The sequence below is a fragment of the Variovorax sp. GW821-FHT10B04 genome (assembly GCF_059415645.1).
In genome coordinates this window covers 773268-790985 of sequence record NZ_JBWKNQ010000001.1, presented here as the reverse complement: position 1 = coordinate 790985, position 17718 = coordinate 773268, and the positions used below count along the sequence as shown (strand labels likewise).

Below are 17718 nucleotides of genomic sequence, written 5' to 3'. Positions count from 1 at the left end.
AGAATGCGTCCGGAGCTATTTCTGCCAAAAATCACCATCGATGGTCTGATTGGTGGAGCTATATGCCAACATTCTTAGACTTGATGGAGCTTTTCTGATGAAGCCTGCGGCCTCCTGGCTGGATCGCATCGACCTGAGAATCCTGTCGCTGCTGCAGCAGCAGGGCCGGCTGACGAATGTGGAACTGGCGGAGCGCGTCGCCCTGTCGCCCACGCCTTGCCTGCGGCGCGTCAAGAGGCTGGAGGACGAGGGCGTGATCGCGTTCTATCGCGCAGAGCTCGACCGCAGGCAACTGGGCCTGGGCGTGACCGCCTTCGTATTCATCAACATCGCCGAACACGGGCCCAAGGCGACGGAGCTGTTCCTGACCAGCGTGGATGCGATCGACGAGATCGTGACCTGCCATGTGCTGTCGGGGCAGTTCGACTTCCTGCTCGAGGTGGTCACACCCACGCTCGACCACTACGCGTCCGTGATGTTGGACCGCCTGGGCGGCCTGCCCGGCGTGAGCGCGCTGCAGACCAGCTTCGCGTTGCGAACCGTCAAGGCGGCGCGTCGCCTGCCGCTCGCCCATATCGGGAGTTGATCGATCGGGCGAGACTCACGCGGAAGCGATGTCTGCAAGGCGCTCTCCGGAAAAGCGGAGACCCGGTGGTCGATGCCGACCTTCTGACTTTCGCTCGAGCCGGCACCTGAGACGCCACGCCGCATAAGCTTCCTCGAAAACATGCCTTGCGGCGCATGCGGACGCGCGGCCAGACTCCGCGGTTTTCACTTGTCGAGCATTGCCAGTGACCTACCGCGCCGCCGAAGACCGCTACCAGAACCATCCCTATCGCCGTGTCGGTCGCAGCGGCCTCGTGCTTCCTGCGATCTCGCTCGGGCTCTGGCACAACTTCGGTGACAGCACGCCGATCGAGACGCAACGGGCGCTGCTGCGCACCGCCTTCGACCTCGGCATCAATCACTTCGACCTGGCCAACAACTACGGGCCGCCTTACGGCAGCGCCGAGATCAATTTCGGACGCCTGCTGCGCGAGGACTTCGCCGCGCATCGGGACGAATTGATCATCTCCACCAAGGCCGGCTGGGACATGTGGCCGGGCCCTTACGGCCAGGGCGGCGGTTCGCGCAAGCATGTGCTGGCGAGCCTCGACCAGAGCTTGCGCCGGCTCGGCACCGACCACGTCGACATCTTCTATTCGCACCGCTTCGACCCGCACACGCCGCTGGAAGAAACCGCTTCGGCGCTGGCGCAGGCCGTGCAGCAGGGCAAGGCGTTGTACGTCGGCATTTCCTCCTACTCCGCAGGCAAGACGCGCGAGATCGCCGCGCTGCTGCGCGAATGGCGGGTGCCGCTGCTGATCCATCAGCCGGCCTACAACCTCTTCAACCGCTGGGTCGAGAAGGACCTGCTCGACACCACGGCCGAGCTCGGCGCGGGCGTGATCGCGTTCACGCCGCTGGCGCAGGGGCTGCTGACCGACAAGTACCTCGACGGCGTGCCGGCCGACGCCCGCGTCAACCGGCCCGGCGGCGCCTCGCTCAAGCCGGCGCACCTGTCCGAGGCCAACCTCTCGCGGGCGCGTGCGTTGCAGGCGATCGCCCGGCGACGCGGCCAGAGCCTCGCGCAACTGGCGCTGAGCTGGACGCTGCGCGATCCGCGCGTCACCTCGGCGCTCATCGGTGCGAGCCGGCCCGAGCAGATCCGCGACAACGTGGCCGCCCTGGCGCATGCGCCGCTGAGCGCCGAAGAATTGCGCGAGATCGACACCCACGCGGTCGAGGGCGGCGTCAACCTGTGGGAGAAGCCGTCGACCGACTACGCCGGATGACGCGATCGGTCCGATCGGTGATGTCGGCCGCAGCGCTCAACCCGCCTTCCTGACGCGCGCGCCGCGCACCGGCGCAACGCCGGGCTCGCGCTGGCGCCGGTCCGCCACGAAGAGATCCGCGACGACTTGGCGCAGCCAGACGTTGCCCGCATCGGCATGCTGGCGTTCATGCCAGTGCAGGCGCACGGAGTAGGGCGGAAAGACGATCGGCGACGCCAGCACCTTGACGTCGTCCGTTGCCGCGAACGCCTCGCCCAGGCTGCGCGGCACCACCACGATGAGTTCGGTCTGCGCGACGATCCGCGCGACGCCCAGGAAGCTGGGCACCCGGAGGCCGACGGCCGGCCGGAGCTTCATCTCGGCGAGGGTCCGCTCCACGATCGATGGCCCGGTGCCGGACATCGTGACCTGCAGATGTGCTTCCGCCATGAAGGCGGCCGATGTCATGCGCTGCCGGATGCGCGGATGCGCACGCGCCACCAGGCAGACAAAGCCCTCGTCGAGCAGCGTGCGCTGGAAGAAGCCGGCGTCGAGCTGCGGCATGTAGCCGACGGCGAGCTCCAGCCGGCCCTCTTCCATCAGCCGCGGGCTGTCGGCGGAGATCGACTCCGCCTCGATGCGCACGCCGGGCGCGATCCGCTTGAGCCGGTTGACCAGCCGGGGCAGCAGAACGATCTGCCGGATGTCCGTCACGCCGAGGCGAAAGGTGCGTTGCGACGTGAGCGGATCGAAGGCGACGCGCTCGCCCTGCGCGTGGGCGAGGATGTCGAGCACCTGCCGGATCGACGGGCGGATGTCGCTCGCGAAGGCCGTCGGGAGCATGCCGGCGGGCGTGCGCGTGAACAGCTTGTCGCCGAAGTGCACGCGCAGCTTGCCGAGCGCGATGCTGGCCGTGGCCTGGGCAATGCCGAGCTGTTCGGCGGCGCGCGAGACGCTGTGCGTCTCGAACATCCGGTCGAAGACGCTCAGCCATTCGAGATCCATCTTGGACATGGGTGTGATCCGTGCGGGTGGGTCGTTGGATTTCACCCGAAGCATGCACGAACCGTGCACGTCTATTGAGAAACGCAATTCAGGCAATCGGACGCACGGTTTGACGCTGTGCCGGGCTCGGCGAACACTCGATCCCGAAGAGACACACACCATGCCCGACATCCACAAAAGACATCTACTCAAGACCGCCGCCGTCGCCTTGGCCGGCGCAGGCGGCCTTTCTGCAAGCCACGGCCGCAGCCATGCGCCGGTCGCCTTCGTGCTCGTCCATGGCGGCTGGCACGGGGCCTGGAGCTTCGAGCGGGTGCTGCCCGGGCTGGTGGCGGCCGGCCACGCGGCCGTGGCGCGCGACCTGCCGGGCCATGGGCTCGACGCGCGCCTGCCGGCACCGGAAGCAGCCGGCACCGCCAAGCCGGATCCGGCCACCGCACGTTCGCCCATCGCCGGCCTCGGCCTGGACGACTACGCCGACAGCGTGATCGCCACCATCGACAGCCTGCGTGCCGCGGGCCATGCGCACGTGGTGCTCGTGGGGCACAGCATGGGCGGCATCGTGCTCGGCGCCGTCGGCGAACGTGCGCCGGACAAGGTCCAGGCGATGGTCTACCTGGCGGCCCACATGCCCGGCGCGGGCCAGCCCGCGGGCGCGTACTTCGCGCTGCCGGAGGCCGCGAGCGCGTCGATGAATGCGGCGTTCGTGGGCGACCCGTTCGCGATCGGTGCCTTCCGCATCGACCCGCGCCGGGCCGACCCGGCCTACCGCGCCTTGCTGAAGCAGGCCTTCTACAACGATGCCGGCGACAGGGACTTCGAAGCGGCGGCCCATCTGATGACGCCGGACATGCCGCTGCAGCCCATGGTCACGCCGATCGCACTGACGGCGGCACGCTGGGGTGCGATCGATCGCCACTACATCGTCTGCGAGCGCGACCAGGCGGTGCCCGTCGCGCTCGCTCGCCGCTTCATCGCCGATGCGGACGCGCTTGCGCCGCACAACCCGACGCAGGTCCACACGCTCGCGACGGGCCATTCGCCCTTCGTGACCGCGCCCGATCGGCTGGTCGACCAGCTGCTGGCCATCGCGTCGGCGCCACGCCGGAGCCGCCAGCCATGACGCTCCATGCCGTACTCGACGCACTCGAACTCTGCACGCCCGAACCCTTGCGCGCCGCGCAGTTCTACGGCCATGCGCTGCAGTGCGACGTGGAGGTCGTCTCTGCCGAACACGTCCGCTGCCATGGACCCGAGCGTCGCCTGCAATGGCGGCGAGGCGAGGCGAATCGCCTGCATGCGAGCCAGTTCCGGTTCGCGGATGCGGCGGCGTTGCAGGCCTATGCGGCGCGCTTCGAAGGGCAGGCCATCGCCCGGTTCGACGGCGCCGATGCGCAGGCGGCGCTGCTCACCGTCACCGATCCGGAAGGGCGGCTGGTGCGCTTCTGCGCCGCGCCTGCCGTGCCGGAATCCGCGTCGACGCCTGCGTCCACGGGTGGCGCGGCCGGGGGGCGTACCGCCGCGCGGCTGCAGCACTACGCGGTCCGGACGCCCGACCCCGAAGCACTGGTCCGCTTCTATGTCGATCGGTTGGGCTTCGTCGCCTCCGACTTCGTGCGCGACGACCAGGGCGTGCTGCGTGCGGCCTTCCTGCGCACCGACCCCGAGCACCATGCGCTGGCGATCTTCCACGCGCCCGCGCCCCGCTTCGACCACTTCTCATGCGAGACGCGCGACTGGCTGCATCTGCGCGACTGGGCCGACCACATGGCCCGCAGCGACGTGCCGCTGGTGTGGGGCGTCGGGCGGCACGGGCCGGGCAACGACACCTTCTTCATGGTCGCGGACCCCGACGGCAACCTCGCGGAGATCTCCTGCGATCTCGAGGTCTGCCCGGACGAACGCCCGGCCGGTGTGTGGCCGCATCGCCAGAGCACGCTGAATCGGTGGGGCATGGCGATCATGCGGAGCTGAGCGGTGCAGGCGAATCCTTCTCCGGCCGTGCGAACGGCCGATGTGCTGATCGTCGGCGCCGGGCCGGTCGGCCTGCTGCTGGCGAACCTGCTCGGACAGCATGGCGTGCGGACGGCCGTGATCGAACAGCACGACGGCACCGTGCGCGAACCGCGCGCCGTGACGCTGGACGACGAGAGCCTGCGCACGCTGCAGTCCGTCGGGCTGGCCGACGCCGTGGCGCGCGACCTGGTGCCGGGTTACGGCGTCCAGTATTTCTCGTGGCGAGGCAAGCCGTTCGCGAGCATCCAGCCGACGCGCCAGGAGTTCGGCTATGCCAAGCGCAATGCCTTCATGCAGCCTCTGCTGGAGCAAACGCTGGCCGAAGGGCTCGGCCGTTTCCCGACGGTCGACCTGCTGTTCGGCCACGAGCTCGTGCAGCTGCACACGCACGAGGCCGGCGTGTCCGCCGACGTGCGGACGTCGGCGGGGCAGGTCCGGATCGACGCGCGCTGGCTGGTCGCCTGCGACGGCGGCCGCAGCCGGGTGCGTGAGCTGTGCGGCATTGCGCTCGAAGGCAGCACCTACGCGGAGCGCTGGCTGATCGTCGACCTCGCGCAGCGCAGCTTGCCGCTGCGCCACACCCAGACCTTCTGCGACCCCTTGCGTCCGGCGATCCGCCTGCCGGGGCCGCACGGCGCGCTGCGCTACGAGTTCATGCTGCATCCGGGGGAGGACGACGACTTCGCGCTGGACGAATCGCGCTTCCGCGCATGGATGGCCGCGCGCCATCCCGAGGACGCGGTGCTGCCGCTGGTGCGCAAGGCCGTCTATGTGTTCCATGCGCGGGTCGCCGAGCGCTGGCGACAGGGGCCGGTGCTGCTGGCCGGCGACGCCGCGCATCTCACGCCGCCGTTCGCGGGGCAAGGGCTCAACAGCGGCCTGCGCGACGCGGCCAACCTGGGCTGGAAGCTGGCGGCGGTCACACGCTGGGGCTTCGATGCGGCCCTGCTCGACAGCTACGAGGCGGAGCGCCGGCCGCATGCGCAGGCGCTGATCCGGATGGCCTTGCGCATCGGCGCATTCATGCAGCCCAAGAGCCGGGCGAGCGCGGCGCTGATGCAGGCCGCGCTGCGCCTGGCCTGCATGTTGCCGCCGCTGCGCGACTACGTGCTGCAGCTGCGCTTCAAGCCACGGCCGCGCCTGCAGGCCGGCTGGTTCGAGCCGCCCCGGCATCGCGCAAGCCGGCCCGAACTGCTGCCGCAGCCGATGGTGGACCGGCCCGACCGTTCGGTGTGCAGGCTCGACGCGCTGCTCGGCGACGGCTTTGCCGTGCTGGGCTGGGACTCGCCGGCATTCCGCGCCCAGGCGCGGCTGCTCGCGCCGCCCGGCGTGCCCTTGCGGGTCATCGCGTTGATCCGCGCGCAGGACGACTTCCTGCCGTTGCGGCATGACGAAGCCGTCCTGCAGGCGCGCGACGGCAGCGGCGCGCTCGACGGCTTCCTGCATGCGCTCGGGGCCGACGCGCTGGTGCTGCGTCCCGATCGCTACTGGTGCCGCGTGGTGCCGGCGGGCGGCCTGTCGCCGGTACCGAACGAACCGCTTTCCCTCCTTCTTGAAAGTCCCTCATGAGATTCCTGAGCTACACATCCGGCGGCCGTCCGTCCTATGGCCTCGAAGTGCCCGGCGGCGTGGTCGACCTGGGCCGGCATCTGGCGCCCGAATGGCCCAGCCTGAAGAGCCTGATCGCCGCCGGCGAACTCGCCCGTGCCGCACGCTGGCAGCACGCGAGCGCCGACCTGCGGCTGGACGACGTGGTGCTGCTGCCACTGCTGCCGGACCCGGGCACGCTGGTGTGCATCGGACTGAACTACGAAGAACACCGGGCCGAAACGGCGCGACCCGTGGCCGCGCATCCGACGGTGTTCCTGCGCATCGCCGAGTCGCTGCAGGCGCACGGTGCACCGCTGCTGATCCCCAGGGAATCGACGCAGTTCGACTACGAAGGCGAACTGGCGCTGGTCATCGGCAAGGCGGGCCGGCGCATCGCCGAGGCCGACGCCTGGTCGCACATTGCCGGCGTCGCCTGCTTCAACGACGGCAGCGTGCGCGACTGGCAGAGCCACACCCATCAGTTCGGCCCGGGCAAGAACTTTCCGCGCACCGGTGCCTTCGGCCCGGCGCTGGTCACGCCCGACGAACTGCCCGACGACCGGGTCCTGAGCGTCGAGACGCGTGTCAACGGGCGCACCGTGCAGCAGGCGCGCACCGACCAGATGATCTTCCCCGTGCCGCGGCTCGTGGCCTATGTGTCGACCTTCATGACGCTGCAGCCCGGCGACGTGATCGTGACCGGCACGCCCGGCGGCGTCGGCGCCAAGCGCAAGCCACCGCTCTGGCTGGCCGATGGCGACGAGGTCGAGGTCGAGATCGGCCATGTCGGACTGCTGCGCAACCGTTGCGAGAAGGAGGCCGCGTGAAAGAGCCGCGCCGTGTCGAGACGCGGCCGTCCGTGGTGGCCGGTCGGCACATCGAGGTCGACCTGTGCGTGGTCGGTGGCGGTGCGGCCGGCGTGTCGGCGGCGGTCGAGGCGGGGCGGCTGGGGCTGAAGGTCGCGCTGGTCGACGGGCAGGCGCAGATCGGCGGCCAGTCCGTCAATGGCCTGATCGGGACGCTGTGCGGCTTCTTCTCCGCGGGCGACAGCCCCTGCCAGCTCAGCTACGGCTTTGCCGGCGACGTCATCGCCGACCTGAAGGCCGCGAACGCGTTGGCCTGGCGCCCGGGCCGCCGCAGCCTGGTGGGCCTGTACGACGAGCTCGAACTCGCTGGCAGCTATGCCCGGCACCTGCAGCAGGCCGGCGTCACGGTCGTGCTCGGCGCGCTGCTGGCGAGCGCCGAGCGCGTTGGCGATCGGTTGCGGCGCATCACGCTGCAAACCCGCTACGGCGTGCTGTCGGTCTCGGCCACGACCTTCATCGATGCCAGCGGCGACGCCATGCTGGCCAGCCTCGCGGGCGCGACGCTGCAGCAGCCCGACGTGCCGGTGTACGGCACGAGCATGTTCTCGATCACGCGGCTCGGGCCGGCCGTGCCCGCGCGCGCCGCCGTGATCGCGCGGCTCGAAGAGGTCGGCGATCGCTATGCGCTGGTGCGGCGCGACGGCTTCGTGTTCGAGTTTCCGGGCCGCGACCTGTGCCTGGTGAACCTCACGCACTTCGAGACGCCGCTGGATGCGATGGCGATGTCACGCGTGGCGCTGCAGGCACGCGCCGACATCGATCGGGTCATGGCCTTTCTGCGCGGTGAATTCCCGGAAGCCTTCGCAGCGGCGCGCATCCAGTCGATCGGCCAGCCCGGCGTGCGCCAGACCCGCGGCATGGCGGCCCTGCGCACGCTCACGACGGCCGAGGTGCGCGCGGGCCGCCGGCCCGCCGACGCGATCGGCCGGTGCGCCTGGCCGATCGAGTTCCACGGCAGCGCACAGGGCGTGTACTGGGAGACCTTCGACGACGGCCACATCACCTGGATTCCGATGGGCGCCATGATCTCGCGCGACCTGCGCAACCTGATGGCGGCCGGCCGCTGCATCGATGCGGAGCCGTTCGCGCTCGGCGCGGTGCGCGTCATCGGCCCCTGCATGGCGATGGGCGCTGCCGCAGCGGCCGCGGCGCGCGTGGGCGGCGACGACCTGCACGCGCTGGACATCGCGAAGGTGCAGTCGATGGTGGCGGACAACACGGACCGCCGGGACCCTGCGCCGCAGGGCTGAACGCGACGGCCAGGTTGCGGAACGGGCGCAGGCGTCCTGCCTACGGCGCCGTCGGAAGTTCATGGGCCAAGCTGCGAGGCGCGCGCAGCACGCTCGCGAGCCAGACGGCAAGCGCCGCCAGGCTCACGCCTGCGCCCAGCACGCAGACCCCGCGCCACCCCGCGTGGGCGAAGACCGCCGTCGAAGCCAGCGCGCCGCCGCCACTGCCGATCGCGTAGAACAGCATGTAGCTGCCGACCAGCCGGCTGTGCGCCTGCGGCGATCCCCGGAAGATCAGGGCCTGGCTGGTGACGTGCAAGGCCTGGCCGCCCACGTCGAGCAGCACGATGCCGACCATCAGCCATCCCAGCGAATCCGACATCAGCGAGATCGGAACCCACGCCGCCAGCATCAGCACCAGCGCGCCCGCGCTGGTGCGCTGGGCCCATCCGCGGTCGGCCCAGCGCCCGGCCAGCCCCGCGACCAGCGCGCCGGCGGCACCCAGGATGCCCAGCGCACCGATCGCCGCGTGGGACATCGAGAACGGTGGCGCGCTCAGCGGCAGCACCAGCGCCGTCCAGAAGATGGCGAGCACGGCGAACATCAGCATGGCCAGGAGGCCGCGCCACCGGAGCGTTCGGTCGTGCCACAGCAGAACGAGCCCCGACGCCACCAGGCGCGGGTAGGGCATGCGCGAGGTGGGCACGGGCTGCGCGGGCAGGCGCTTCCAGATCAGCGCGGCCAGCAGGAGCATGAGGACGGCCGACGCGCCGTAGACGCCACGCCACCCCACCAGGTCGGCCACTGCGCCGGCCCATGCGCGGGCCAGCAGCAGCCCCACCACGACGCCGCCTTGCGCGGCACCGACCACGCGGCCCCGCTCGAAAGGCGCCGCGGCGCTGGCGGCGTAGGCGATCAGCCCCTGCGTCAGGGTCGTGCCCATCAGGCCGACGGCCAGCATGCCCGCCATCAGGCGCCAGGTGGCGTGCGCCGTCGCGACGCTGCACAGCGCCAGCACGAGCGCCACGATCTGCAGCCGCACCAGCCGGCGCCGGTCATGCTGATCGCCCAGCGGCACGAGCAGCAGCAGGGCCAGCAGCGAGCCGGCCTGCGTCGCGGTCATCACCCAGCCGATCGCCGCGTGCGACACGCCGAAGTCCTTCGCCAGCCCGTCCAGCAGCGGTTGCGCGAGATAGACGTTCGCGACGCTCATCCCGCTTGCGCCGGCAAAGAGCGCCACCAGGCCGCGCGGCATTCGCGGCTGGCTCGTCGTGGGTTCGGTCATTCTTGAGGTTTTAAATTGAAACTACTTTCAGCTTATGCGATGAAGTTTTAAAATGCAACCGATGTGCGGAAGACCCGCCGCTGAAGGAGTGATCGCGATGGCCGAACGAAAGCGTATGAATGCGTCGACTTGCCCGGTGGCACGTGCGCTCGATGTCATCGGCGACCGCTGGTCGCTGCTCATCGTGAGGGATGCCTTCGACGGCATCACGCGCTTCGGGGATTTCCAGAAGAGCCTCGATGTCGCGCGCAACATCCTGGCGAGCCGGCTGAAGGCGCTGGTGGAGGCCGACGTGCTCGCGGTGCAGCCGGCTTCGGACGGCTCGGCCTATCAGGCGTACGTGCTGACGGCGCGGGGACGCGAACTGTTCCCTGTGGTGGTCGGCTTGCGCCAGTGGGGCGAGGGCCATCTCTTCCGCCGCGGAGAGAAGCACTCGCGCCTGGTCGAACGCGAGAGCGGCCAGCGACTGGCCAGGCTCGAGGTTCGCACCGCGGACGGCCGCACGCTGTCTGCCGACTCGACCATCGTCCGCAAGGTCGACGCCGCCAAGGCGTGAGGCCGGGCCGCTCGTCGAATGGCGGCCCCGGGTCTCAGTCCAGCGCGAGCGAGCGGTTCACGAAGCGGTCGACATCGGGCACCATGGCGAGCATGCCGTTGTCGCGCATCAGCGCCGCCGTCTTCCGGATCTGATCGATCTCGATGCGGGTCGGCATGGGCGGCAGCGTGATCTCCTGCAGCACCGACACCGGCAGCTTCGTGAAGTCCGACACCACCTGCTGGGCGGCCGGCGTCTTGAGGTTGGCGTTGTACCAATCGATGCCGCGTCGCAGCGCCCGCGTGAACCTGCGCAGCAGCTCGGGGTTCTGCGCCGCGAACTTGCCCGTCGTCAGGTACTGGCCGGCATCCGCACCCGGCTGCACCTCGTTGAAGGGCGTGCCGACGACGGCGAGGTCGGCGCTCTTCACCGCGGCGCTCTTGAAGGGCTCGACCATGAAGGCGGCGTCGACGTTGCGGCGCCTCACCGCGTCCTCCATCTGCGGAAACGGCACTTCGCGGAAGCTCACCTTCGACGGATCGCCGCCGCGTGCCTTGACCCAGGCGCGCGCATACAGCCAGACGATGCCGTTGCGGCTGTTCACGCCGATCGACTTGCCTTCGAGGTCGGCGGCCGTCTTGTAGGCGTCTCCCTTGCGGCCGACCATCTCGCTGGTCGGCGCCTGCGGAACCATCTTGGCGCCGGGCGCGATGGCCTGGACGTCCAGCCCCTGGTTGAAGGCGAGCAGCCCCGACACCGTGTTGCTCTGCGCGATGTCGTAGGCGCCGCCGATCAGTCCGGGTATGCCGACCGCGCCGCCGGCCGAGGTGCTGGTGTCGACCTCCAGGCCCTCCTGCGCGAAGTAGCCTTCGCGGATGGCGACCACCACCGGAACGCAATCGATGATGGTCTGCACGTTGACGCGCAGGCGCGTCAGCTCGGCGGCATGGGGCAGGGTGGCGGACAGCAGCGCGCAGGCGGCCACCACGGCCTTGAAGGCGTGTTTCATGGGGAACTCCGAAGGAAGGGTTGTGGAACGGAAGAAAGCGCCGCCGCGGCCTCAGGCCCGGCCGTACCAGGGCAGCGCCATGCGTTCGATGTGCAGGATCGCGCGGTTGAGCGCATACCCGACCACCGAGAGGCAGACGACCGCCGCGTACATGGGTGCCGGCTGCATGGCGTACTGCGCCTGCACGATGAAGTAGCCGACGCCGCTGGCGCCCGCCACCATCTCGGCAATGATGGCCACCACCAGCGCGATGCCCAGGCTCGTGCGCAGGCCGGCGAAGATCGCCGGCAGCGTGCCGGGCAGGACGATCTTCCACAGCGTGGCGGCACGCGACAGCCGCAACGTGCGTGCGGTCTGCCGCAGCACGCCGCTGCCGTCGCGAACGCCGGCCATCGTGTTGATGAGCACCGGGAAGAAGCTGCTGAAGGCGACGATGAAGACCTTCAGGGCATTGCCCACGCCGAGGAACAGGATCAGCGGCGGAACCACGGCCGAGATCGGTATGGGCCTGAGCGTTTCGACGATCGGGCTGCAGAAGCGCTGCAGCAGCGGCGACAGCCCGGACGCCAGTCCCAGTGCCACGCCGGCCACGCTGCCTGCGGCGAAGCCCGCCAGCATGAAGCCGACGGTGTTGCCGACCAGCGCCGGAAACTCGCCGGAGCGCAGGCCGTCCCGCAGCGCGAGCAGCACATGCGAGAAGGGCGGCCAGTTGCGGCTCCCGACCCAGCCGAGCCGGGCCGAGGCTTCCCACAGCGCAAGCAGCATCAGCACGAGCAGCACGCCCGCGGCGGTTCGAAGCGCATGTTGCACGGCGTCGGGCCGGCCGGGCGTTGGAGATGTCTGCATGGCGGTCCTCACGATTGGTGCGCGCGCCAGGGCAAGGCGCGCCGTTCGATGCGCTCGAACAGCGCGTTCAGCAGCAGCCCGAGCACGGCGAGCACCACCAGCCAGGCGTACATCTTCTGGATCTGGAAGGCGCGCTGCATGTCGAGGATCAGGAAGCCCACGCCGTCCTCGCCGGCGAGCATTTCCGCCACGACGACCAGCGTCAGCGCGAGGCCGAGGCTCACGCGCAGGCCCGTCGTCACCATCGGGAGCGCGGCGGGCAGCACGATCTTCCACAGGGTCGCCGCGGTCGACATGCGAAACGTACGGGCCGTGTTCAGCAGCACCGGATCGACACCGCGCACACCCTGCACGGTGTTGATGAGCACCGGGAAGAACACGGCCAGTGCGACGATGAAGAGCATCGTCTTCAGGCCGATGCCGAGAAACAGGAACAAGGGCGGAATCAGGGCCGGCTTGGGGATCGGCCGCACCAGTTCGACCAGTGGCTCCAGCAGGCGGTAGAGCGTGTCGCTGCGGCCCATGGCCATGCCGACCGCGACACCGCCGACGCTGCCGATCGCATAGCCCCAGGCCACGAGCCCGAGCGTCTGCCCGATCGGGTGCAAGAAGGGCTCGCTTCGCACGATCTGCCACAGCGTTGCGAACACCACCGACGGACCGGGCAGCAGCGCCGGGTCGAGCACGCCCGCGCGCCCGAGTCCCTCCCACAGCGAGAGCGTCAGCAGCACGGCCGCCGCGCCGGGCAGCCAGTGCGTCCATGGCGAGGCCGTCCACGCCGGATGTCGGGCCGTGGTCATGACGGCGTCCCCCGGTTCAGCAGCCGTTCCATCAACGCATGGCGCAACGCCAGGAAGCGCGGATGCTCGCGCGTCGCGATCGGGTCGCGCGGATGGGGAATGGCCGTCTCGACGATCTCCTCGACCACGGTCGGGCGCCTCGAGAGGATCGCGATGCGGTCGGACAGGAACACCGCCTCGTCCACGTCGTGCGTCACGAGCACCACCGTCAGGCCGCGCCTGGCCCACAGGTCGAGCACCAGCGCCTGCAGTTCGACACGGGTGAGCGCGTCGACCGCGCTGAAGGGCTCGTCGAGCAGCAGCACCCGGGGGTTCGCAGCCAGCGCACGTGCGATCGCCACGCGCTGCTGCATGCCGCCCGACAACTGCCACGGATAACGGTCCTCGAAGCCGGCCAGCCCGACCAGGCCGAGGTACTCGGACGCACGGGCGCGCACCTGGGCGCGCGTCAGCCCGGGTTCGCCCTCGAAGGCCAGCGCGACGTTGCGCGCGACCGTCCGCCATGGCAACAGCGACTTGGCGTACTGCTGGAACAGATAGACCATGCCTTCGGGCGGCCCGTCCACCGGCCGGCCGCGAAACAGCACCTCGCCGCTGGTCGGCGGCATCAGGCCGGCAGCGATCTGCAGCAACGTGGACTTGCCGCAACCGGAGGGCCCGAGGATGGCGAGGAACTCGCCGGCGCGCACTTCGAGATCGATGTCGCCGAGTGCGAGCAGGCCGTCGTCGCCATCGCCGAAACGTCGCGTGACGTGCGACAGGCGCACGCCGTCGAGGCTGCCGGCTTCGCCGCGCGTGGCGGGCGGCGCATGCCGGGCCAGATGCACGGCGCTCAGTTGTGAATTCTTCATGGCGTGGCCTGCACGGAAAGATCGAAGGGTGGTGGCATGGCGGACTGCGCTGGTGCGAGGGCGCGTTCGAGCGCGTGCCCGAGTGCGAGCAGCCGTGCGTCGCTGCCGTGCGGCGCATCGAAGGCGAGCCCGACCGGCAGGCCCGCCGGCGTCAGGCCGCCGCGCAGCACCAGGCTCGGCAGTGCCGCGATGCTGGCCGGCGAGACGTTCTGCCCGAAGGCCTCGCGCGCGCTCATTCGGCGGCCGTCCGGCAGCGCGACGTCGGGCGCCGGCGATGCGCGCTCGGCCGCACTCGCTGCCAGCGGGGCCGCCACGCGCGTCACGGGATGCATCAGCGCCAGCACGCGGTGCTGCACGAAGTAGCGGTGCATGGCGTCGCTGAGTGCCGTGCGGCGGCGAAGCGCCTGGTGGTAGGACAGCCGTGTCGCCTCGGAGCCGAGGCCTTGCTGGCCGGCCTGCAGCGCGTGGACCAGATCGCGTCCGGCCCGGGCGATCAACTGGTCCATGGACACGCCCGGTGCGCGGGCGGCCAGCCAGTCGGGCAGCGCCGAGGCGGACTCATGCCCGATGAGGGCCGGCGCGATGCCGTCCGCCAGCTCCCGCAGTTCGGGCAGATCGGCTTCGACCCAGGTCACGCCGCAGCGGGTGAGCCGTTGCCGTGCGGCCTCGAAGGCTTCGGCGACCTCGGGCGTCAGCTGCGACAGGTAGTAGCTCGGCGAGACCGCCAGGCGCACGCCGTCCAGGTTCGTCATCGGCGCGTCGGCCGGCTGCCCGGCCATCACCGCGTCGAGCAGGGCCAGGTCGGCCACGCGACGCGCCATCGGGCCGACCGTGTCGAGCGTGTGCGACAGCGGGACCACGCCTTCGCTGGGATAGCGGCCGACCGAAGGCCGGAAGCCGACGATGCCGCACAGCGCGGACGGGATGCGCACCGACCCGTTGGTGTCGCTGCCGATCGCCGCCGGCACGAGCATGGCCGCGACCGCGGCGGCGCTGCCTCCGCTGCTGCCACCCGCGATGCGGGCCGGTGCATACGGGTTGGCCGGACGGCCGAAGTGGCCGTTGTCGCTGGTCCAGCCCATGGCGAGTTCGTGCATGGTGTTCTTCCCGAACACGATCGCGCCTTCGGCGCAGAGCCGTTCGACCACGCCGGCATTGCGCATGCCGTGCGCGCCTGCCAGGGCAGCGGTGCCGGCGGCCGTGGGCAGGCCCTGGCTCGCGATGTTGTCCTTGAGCGCGAGCGGCGCGCCGTGCAGGCGGCCGAGCGGCCGGCCCGCCGCACGGGCGGCATCGGCCTGGCGCGCGGCGGCCATCACGGCGTCGGCGTCGATGCTGACGAAGGCGCGCAGTCCGGCATGGCTGCGCTGGCGCGCCAGCAATGCGGCGGCATAGTCTTCCGCGCGCAGGCTGCCGTCGCGCAGCGCGGCGAGCACGTCGGTCAGTGACAGGGCGTGGTTCATCAGCCCCAGACCACTGCGCCGCTGGCGTCGACCCCGATCTCGCGCGGACCGTGGCCGGCGCTTGCTTCCGCATGGCCGGCGATGCCCTGGATCGCGATCGCGCGGGCCGGCTTGCCGGCCGTGCCGGCCAGGCGCTTGCGCTTGAGGGTCTGGTTCGGCTCGGAGTGGTAGTAGCGCTCCACGGCATCGAGGTCGGGGAACTCGATGATGATCAGTCGCTTCGGGTGCCAGTCGCCTTCGATCGGCCGGAAGTCATTGCCGCGCACGAGAAAGCGGCCGCCGGCGGCCACCACGTGCTCGGTGACCTCCCTTTCGTACTCGGCCAGGCTGGGGCCGTCCTCGACATCGAGCTCGATCACGAAATATGCAGTCATCACGGTTCCTTGAAGTGGTTGCATCGGATGACGCCGGTGGGCGGCAGCCGGTCTGCAGGAGAACTTCAGTGTCCGGTGGGCGGTGATGAGGGTCAAACCGCCAGGCAAATTGGCCGTATCAAGAATCGCAATAGCCGGACGTCGCGGGTCGCCGATCGTGGCCAGCGCGTGGCACCACGAAACGTCTATGCATAGTCGGGATCGTTCTTTGTGATCCGCGTGCAGGCCACTATTCTGAAAGCGCTTCTTCGGAGGCGAAGTGAACTTGAGTTGAAGGAAGTGAAACCGCGTCGGTGGTGACGACGTTCAACGGACCCTCGCGGGTCCGTTTTTTTTGAGACACCGGCTTCCTTGCACCGATGCGCCCCGAATCGTTTCCTGACTCACCCATGATGCCCGTCACCACCGAACACCTCCTTGTCGATGTCGACGCCTTCGCGTTCGACCGTGTCCTCGAACGCCTGGCGCTCGGCGTCCTGGCGGGATGCGCCGTCGCGCTGATCCTCTGCTTTCTCGTGATCACGTCCAGCGACGACAGGCAGGCGTCCGCGCGGCCGCAGGAGCCGCGGCCGAAATCGCTGAGCCTGCTGGCGCATCCGGCGTCGACAGGCGATCTCGCGATCGCGCCGGACACCACACGCTGAAGGGGCCGCGCCATGACCACGTCGCGTCCGCAGATGCATCTGGGTGCGTTCTTCTTTGGCGTCGGCCACCACCTGGCCGCCTGGCGCCATCCCGACGTCGATGCCGGGGCGGCGAGCCGGATCGATGCGCTCAAGGAATGGACGCGCGTCGCCGAGGACGCGAAGTTCGACGCGATCTTCTTCGCCGACAACGTCGGCCTGCCGGGGCCGCCCGACGCCGCCGTCGCGAAGAACGCGCTCTGGTATCCGCTCGATCCGCTGATCACCCTGGCCGCGCTGTCGCAATCGACCACGCGGATCGGGCTGGTCGCGACGGTCTCGGCGACCTACCTGCCGCCCTACCACCTGGCGCGCAAATATGCGGCGCTCGACCAGGTCAGCCATGGGCGCAGCGGCTGGAACCTCGTGACCTCGGGCAGCGACTTCGAGGCGCGCAGCTTCGGGCTCGACCAGCAGTTCGGGCATGCGTACCGCTACGCACGTGCCCACGAATACGTGAAGATCGTCAAGGGTCTCTGGGACAGCTGGGAGGACGACGCCTTCATCCACGACAAGTCGGCCAACCGCTTCTTCGACCCGGCGAAGCTGCATCGCGTCGCACATGAAGGCGAGCACTTCAAGGTGCACGGTGCGCTCCAGACGCCGCGCGCGCCGCAGGGGCATCCGGTGCTGGTGCAGGCGGGCTCGTCCGGCGACGGACAGGCGCTGGCCGCCGCCACGGCGGAAGTGGTGTTCACCGCGCAGCAGACCGTGGAGGAGGCGCGTGCCTTCTACAAGGGACTCAAGGGGCGTCTCGCCGCCCATGGCCGCACGCCGGACCAGCTCAAGATCCTGCCCGGCATCTCGCCCTTCGTCGGCCGCACGCAGCAGGAAGCGCAGGACAAGTTCGACGAGCTCCAGGCGCTGATCGACCCGGTGCTCGGCGTCGGCCTGCTGTCGACCTTCCTGGGCAATGCCGACCTGTCGGGCTACGACATCGACGGTCCGTTTCCGCAGGACCTGCCGGTCACCGAAGGCTGGAAGAGCCGGCAGGCGCTGTTCGCGAGCCTGGCGCTGCGCGACAACCTGTCGATCCGGCAGCTCTACGAAAAGGTCGCCGCCGCACGCGGGCACTGGACGCTGGTCGGCACCGCCGAATCCATCGCGGACCAGCTCGAACACTGGTTCACCACCGGCGCGGCCGACGGCTTCAACGTGCTGGCGCCGACGCTGCCGCACGGCCTGCGCGACTTCGTGGCGCTGGTGATTCCCGAGCTGCAGCGGCGCGGCCTGTTCCGCACCGAGTACGAAGGCCGCACGCTGCGCGAGCATCTGGGGCTCGCGCGACCCGCCCATCCGGCGCAGGCGCGCGCGGGTGGTGCATAGATCGAATCGTTGTTAGGAATTGACTTTTC

At 70.0% G+C, this 17718-nt stretch carries 18 protein-coding genes; 10 read left to right on the top strand and 8 right to left on the bottom strand.

What is annotated here, in order from left to right; genetic code table 11:
- Window positions 1-97: 97 nt before the first annotated feature.
- Together AC07PZ_RS03785 and mgrA are read left to right on the top strand one after the other, a co-directional pair.
- Window positions 98-586, top strand: coding sequence for an Lrp/AsnC family transcriptional regulator (locus AC07PZ_RS03785; protein ID WP_495293671.1), 489 nt, complete (start codon window positions 98-100; stop codon window positions 584-586).
- Between the two features lie 205 nt (window positions 587-791).
- Window positions 792-1835 (top strand): L-glyceraldehyde 3-phosphate reductase, encoded by a 1044-nt coding sequence (mgrA, locus tag AC07PZ_RS03780; RefSeq protein ID WP_495293670.1) that lies wholly within the window; start codon window positions 792-794, stop codon window positions 1833-1835.
- 36 nt (window positions 1836-1871) lie between these two features.
- Here mgrA and AC07PZ_RS03775 read toward each other — a convergent pair whose 3' ends face one another.
- Window positions 1872-2828 (bottom strand): LysR family transcriptional regulator, encoded by a 957-nt coding sequence (locus tag AC07PZ_RS03775; RefSeq protein ID WP_495293669.1) that lies wholly within the window; start codon window positions 2826-2828, stop codon window positions 1872-1874.
- 151 nt (window positions 2829-2979) lie between these two features.
- Between AC07PZ_RS03775 and AC07PZ_RS03770 the strand changes: the two genes are divergently transcribed.
- From AC07PZ_RS03770 to AC07PZ_RS03750, 5 genes are read left to right on the top strand one after another with little or no spacing between them, the layout of a single operon-like run.
- Window positions 2980-3942 carry an alpha/beta fold hydrolase gene (locus tag AC07PZ_RS03770; protein ID WP_495293668.1) on the top strand — a complete coding sequence of 321 codons (963 nt, stop codon included), beginning with the start codon at window positions 2980-2982 and terminating at the stop codon, window positions 3940-3942.
- Window positions 3939-4793, top strand: a complete 855-nt coding sequence (locus AC07PZ_RS03765) for a VOC family protein (protein WP_495293667.1) — start codon at window positions 3939-3941, stop codon at window positions 4791-4793. The genes AC07PZ_RS03770 and AC07PZ_RS03765 overlap by 4 nt, the downstream gene beginning before the upstream one ends.
- Before the next feature lie 3 nt (window positions 4794-4796).
- A complete protein-coding gene (locus tag AC07PZ_RS03760; RefSeq protein WP_495293666.1) occupies window positions 4797-6404 on the top strand; it encodes a bifunctional 3-(3-hydroxy-phenyl)propionate/3-hydroxycinnamic acid hydroxylase in 1608 nt (535 codons plus the stop codon).
- Window positions 6401-7252: a fumarylacetoacetate hydrolase family protein gene (locus tag AC07PZ_RS03755; protein WP_495293665.1), complete on the top strand. Its 852-nt coding sequence runs from the start codon at window positions 6401-6403 to the stop codon at window positions 7250-7252. The genes AC07PZ_RS03760 and AC07PZ_RS03755 overlap by 4 nt, the downstream gene beginning before the upstream one ends.
- Entirely contained in the window at window positions 7249-8541 is a 1293-nt protein-coding gene (locus AC07PZ_RS03750; protein WP_495293664.1) for an FAD-dependent oxidoreductase, read from the top strand. The genes AC07PZ_RS03755 and AC07PZ_RS03750 overlap by 4 nt, the downstream gene beginning before the upstream one ends.
- Before the next feature lie 40 nt (window positions 8542-8581).
- On the opposite strand, the gene AC07PZ_RS03745 is transcribed toward AC07PZ_RS03750, so the two are convergent.
- Window positions 8582-9805, bottom strand: coding sequence for an MFS transporter (locus tag AC07PZ_RS03745; RefSeq protein WP_495293663.1), 1224 nt, complete (start codon window positions 9803-9805; stop codon window positions 8582-8584).
- A 97-nt stretch (window positions 9806-9902) separates the two neighbouring features.
- Here AC07PZ_RS03745 and AC07PZ_RS03740 point away from each other — a divergent pair, with 97 nt between their 5' ends.
- Window positions 9903-10361, top strand: coding sequence for a winged helix-turn-helix transcriptional regulator (locus AC07PZ_RS03740; protein WP_495293662.1), 459 nt, complete (start codon window positions 9903-9905; stop codon window positions 10359-10361).
- A gap of 34 nt (window positions 10362-10395) precedes the next feature.
- Here AC07PZ_RS03740 and AC07PZ_RS03735 read toward each other — a convergent pair whose 3' ends face one another.
- The 6 genes from AC07PZ_RS03735 to AC07PZ_RS03710 are packed head-to-tail and all read right to left on the bottom strand — an operon-like array spanning window position 10396 to window position 15680.
- Window positions 10396-11349: an ABC transporter substrate-binding protein gene (locus AC07PZ_RS03735; protein ID WP_495293661.1), complete on the bottom strand. Its 954-nt coding sequence runs from the start codon at window positions 11347-11349 to the stop codon at window positions 10396-10398.
- Window positions 11350-11400: 51 nt separating this feature from the next.
- Complete coding sequence (locus AC07PZ_RS03730) at window positions 11401-12195, bottom strand: ABC transporter permease (RefSeq protein WP_495293660.1); 795 nt, start codon at window positions 12193-12195, stop codon at window positions 11401-11403.
- A gap of 8 nt (window positions 12196-12203) precedes the next feature.
- Window positions 12204-12995 carry an ABC transporter permease gene (locus tag AC07PZ_RS03725; RefSeq protein WP_495293659.1) on the bottom strand — a complete coding sequence of 264 codons (792 nt, stop codon included), beginning with the start codon at window positions 12993-12995 and terminating at the stop codon, window positions 12204-12206.
- On the bottom strand, window positions 12992-13846 hold the full coding sequence (locus tag AC07PZ_RS03720; protein WP_495293658.1) for an ABC transporter ATP-binding protein: 855 nt from the start codon (window positions 13844-13846) through the stop codon (window positions 12992-12994). Before AC07PZ_RS03720 ends, AC07PZ_RS03725 begins: the two co-directional genes overlap by 4 nt.
- Window positions 13843-15306, bottom strand: a complete 1464-nt coding sequence (locus AC07PZ_RS03715; RefSeq protein WP_495293657.1) for an amidase family protein — start codon at window positions 15304-15306, stop codon at window positions 13843-13845. Before AC07PZ_RS03715 ends, AC07PZ_RS03720 begins: the two co-directional genes overlap by 4 nt.
- Window positions 15306-15680: a DUF1330 domain-containing protein gene (locus AC07PZ_RS03710; protein WP_495293656.1), complete on the bottom strand. Its 375-nt coding sequence runs from the start codon at window positions 15678-15680 to the stop codon at window positions 15306-15308. The genes AC07PZ_RS03715 and AC07PZ_RS03710 overlap by 1 nt, the downstream gene beginning before the upstream one ends.
- A gap of 392 nt (window positions 15681-16072) precedes the next feature.
- On the opposite strand from AC07PZ_RS03710, the gene AC07PZ_RS03705 reads away from it, so the two are divergent.
- On the top strand, window positions 16073-16324 hold the full coding sequence (locus tag AC07PZ_RS03705) for a hypothetical protein (protein WP_495293655.1): 252 nt from the start codon (window positions 16073-16075) through the stop codon (window positions 16322-16324).
- Between the two features lie 12 nt (window positions 16325-16336).
- Window positions 16337-17689: an LLM class flavin-dependent oxidoreductase gene (locus AC07PZ_RS03700; protein WP_495293654.1), complete on the top strand. Its 1353-nt coding sequence runs from the start codon at window positions 16337-16339 to the stop codon at window positions 17687-17689.
- Window positions 17690-17718: the final 29 nt, after the last annotated feature.

Excerpts from the sequence above, each read along its gene's own strand:
- AC07PZ_RS03785 (WP_495293671.1), top strand. The coding sequence starts at position 98 with ATGAAGCCTGCGGCCTCCTGGCTGGATCGCATCGACCTGAGAATCCTG.
- AC07PZ_RS03775 (WP_495293669.1), bottom strand. The coding sequence starts at position 2,828 with ATGTCCAAGATGGATCTCGAATGGCTGAGCGTCTTCGACCGGATGTTC.
- AC07PZ_RS03770 (WP_495293668.1), top strand. The coding sequence starts at position 2,980 with ATGCCCGACATCCACAAAAGACATCTACTCAAGACCGCCGCCGTCGCC.
- AC07PZ_RS03765 (WP_495293667.1), top strand. The coding sequence starts at position 3,939 with ATGACGCTCCATGCCGTACTCGACGCACTCGAACTCTGCACGCCCGAA.
- AC07PZ_RS03755 (WP_495293665.1), top strand. The coding sequence starts at position 6,401 with ATGAGATTCCTGAGCTACACATCCGGCGGCCGTCCGTCCTATGGCCTC.
- AC07PZ_RS03745 (WP_495293663.1), bottom strand. The coding sequence starts at position 9,805 with ATGACCGAACCCACGACGAGCCAGCCGCGAATGCCGCGCGGCCTGGTG.
- AC07PZ_RS03740 (WP_495293662.1), top strand. The coding sequence starts at position 9,903 with ATGGCCGAACGAAAGCGTATGAATGCGTCGACTTGCCCGGTGGCACGT.
- AC07PZ_RS03735 (WP_495293661.1), bottom strand. The coding sequence starts at position 11,349 with ATGAAACACGCCTTCAAGGCCGTGGTGGCCGCCTGCGCGCTGCTGTCC.
- AC07PZ_RS03730 (WP_495293660.1), bottom strand. The coding sequence starts at position 12,195 with ATGCAGACATCTCCAACGCCCGGCCGGCCCGACGCCGTGCAACATGCG.
- AC07PZ_RS03725 (WP_495293659.1), bottom strand. The coding sequence starts at position 12,995 with ATGACCACGGCCCGACATCCGGCGTGGACGGCCTCGCCATGGACGCAC.
- AC07PZ_RS03720 (WP_495293658.1), bottom strand. The coding sequence starts at position 13,846 with ATGAAGAATTCACAACTGAGCGCCGTGCATCTGGCCCGGCATGCGCCG.
- AC07PZ_RS03715 (WP_495293657.1), bottom strand. The coding sequence starts at position 15,306 with ATGAACCACGCCCTGTCACTGACCGACGTGCTCGCCGCGCTGCGCGAC.
- AC07PZ_RS03710 (WP_495293656.1), bottom strand. The coding sequence starts at position 15,680 with ATGACTGCATATTTCGTGATCGAGCTCGATGTCGAGGACGGCCCCAGC.
- AC07PZ_RS03705 (WP_495293655.1), top strand. The coding sequence starts at position 16,073 with ATGCCCGTCACCACCGAACACCTCCTTGTCGATGTCGACGCCTTCGCG.
- AC07PZ_RS03700 (WP_495293654.1), top strand. The coding sequence starts at position 16,337 with ATGACCACGTCGCGTCCGCAGATGCATCTGGGTGCGTTCTTCTTTGGC.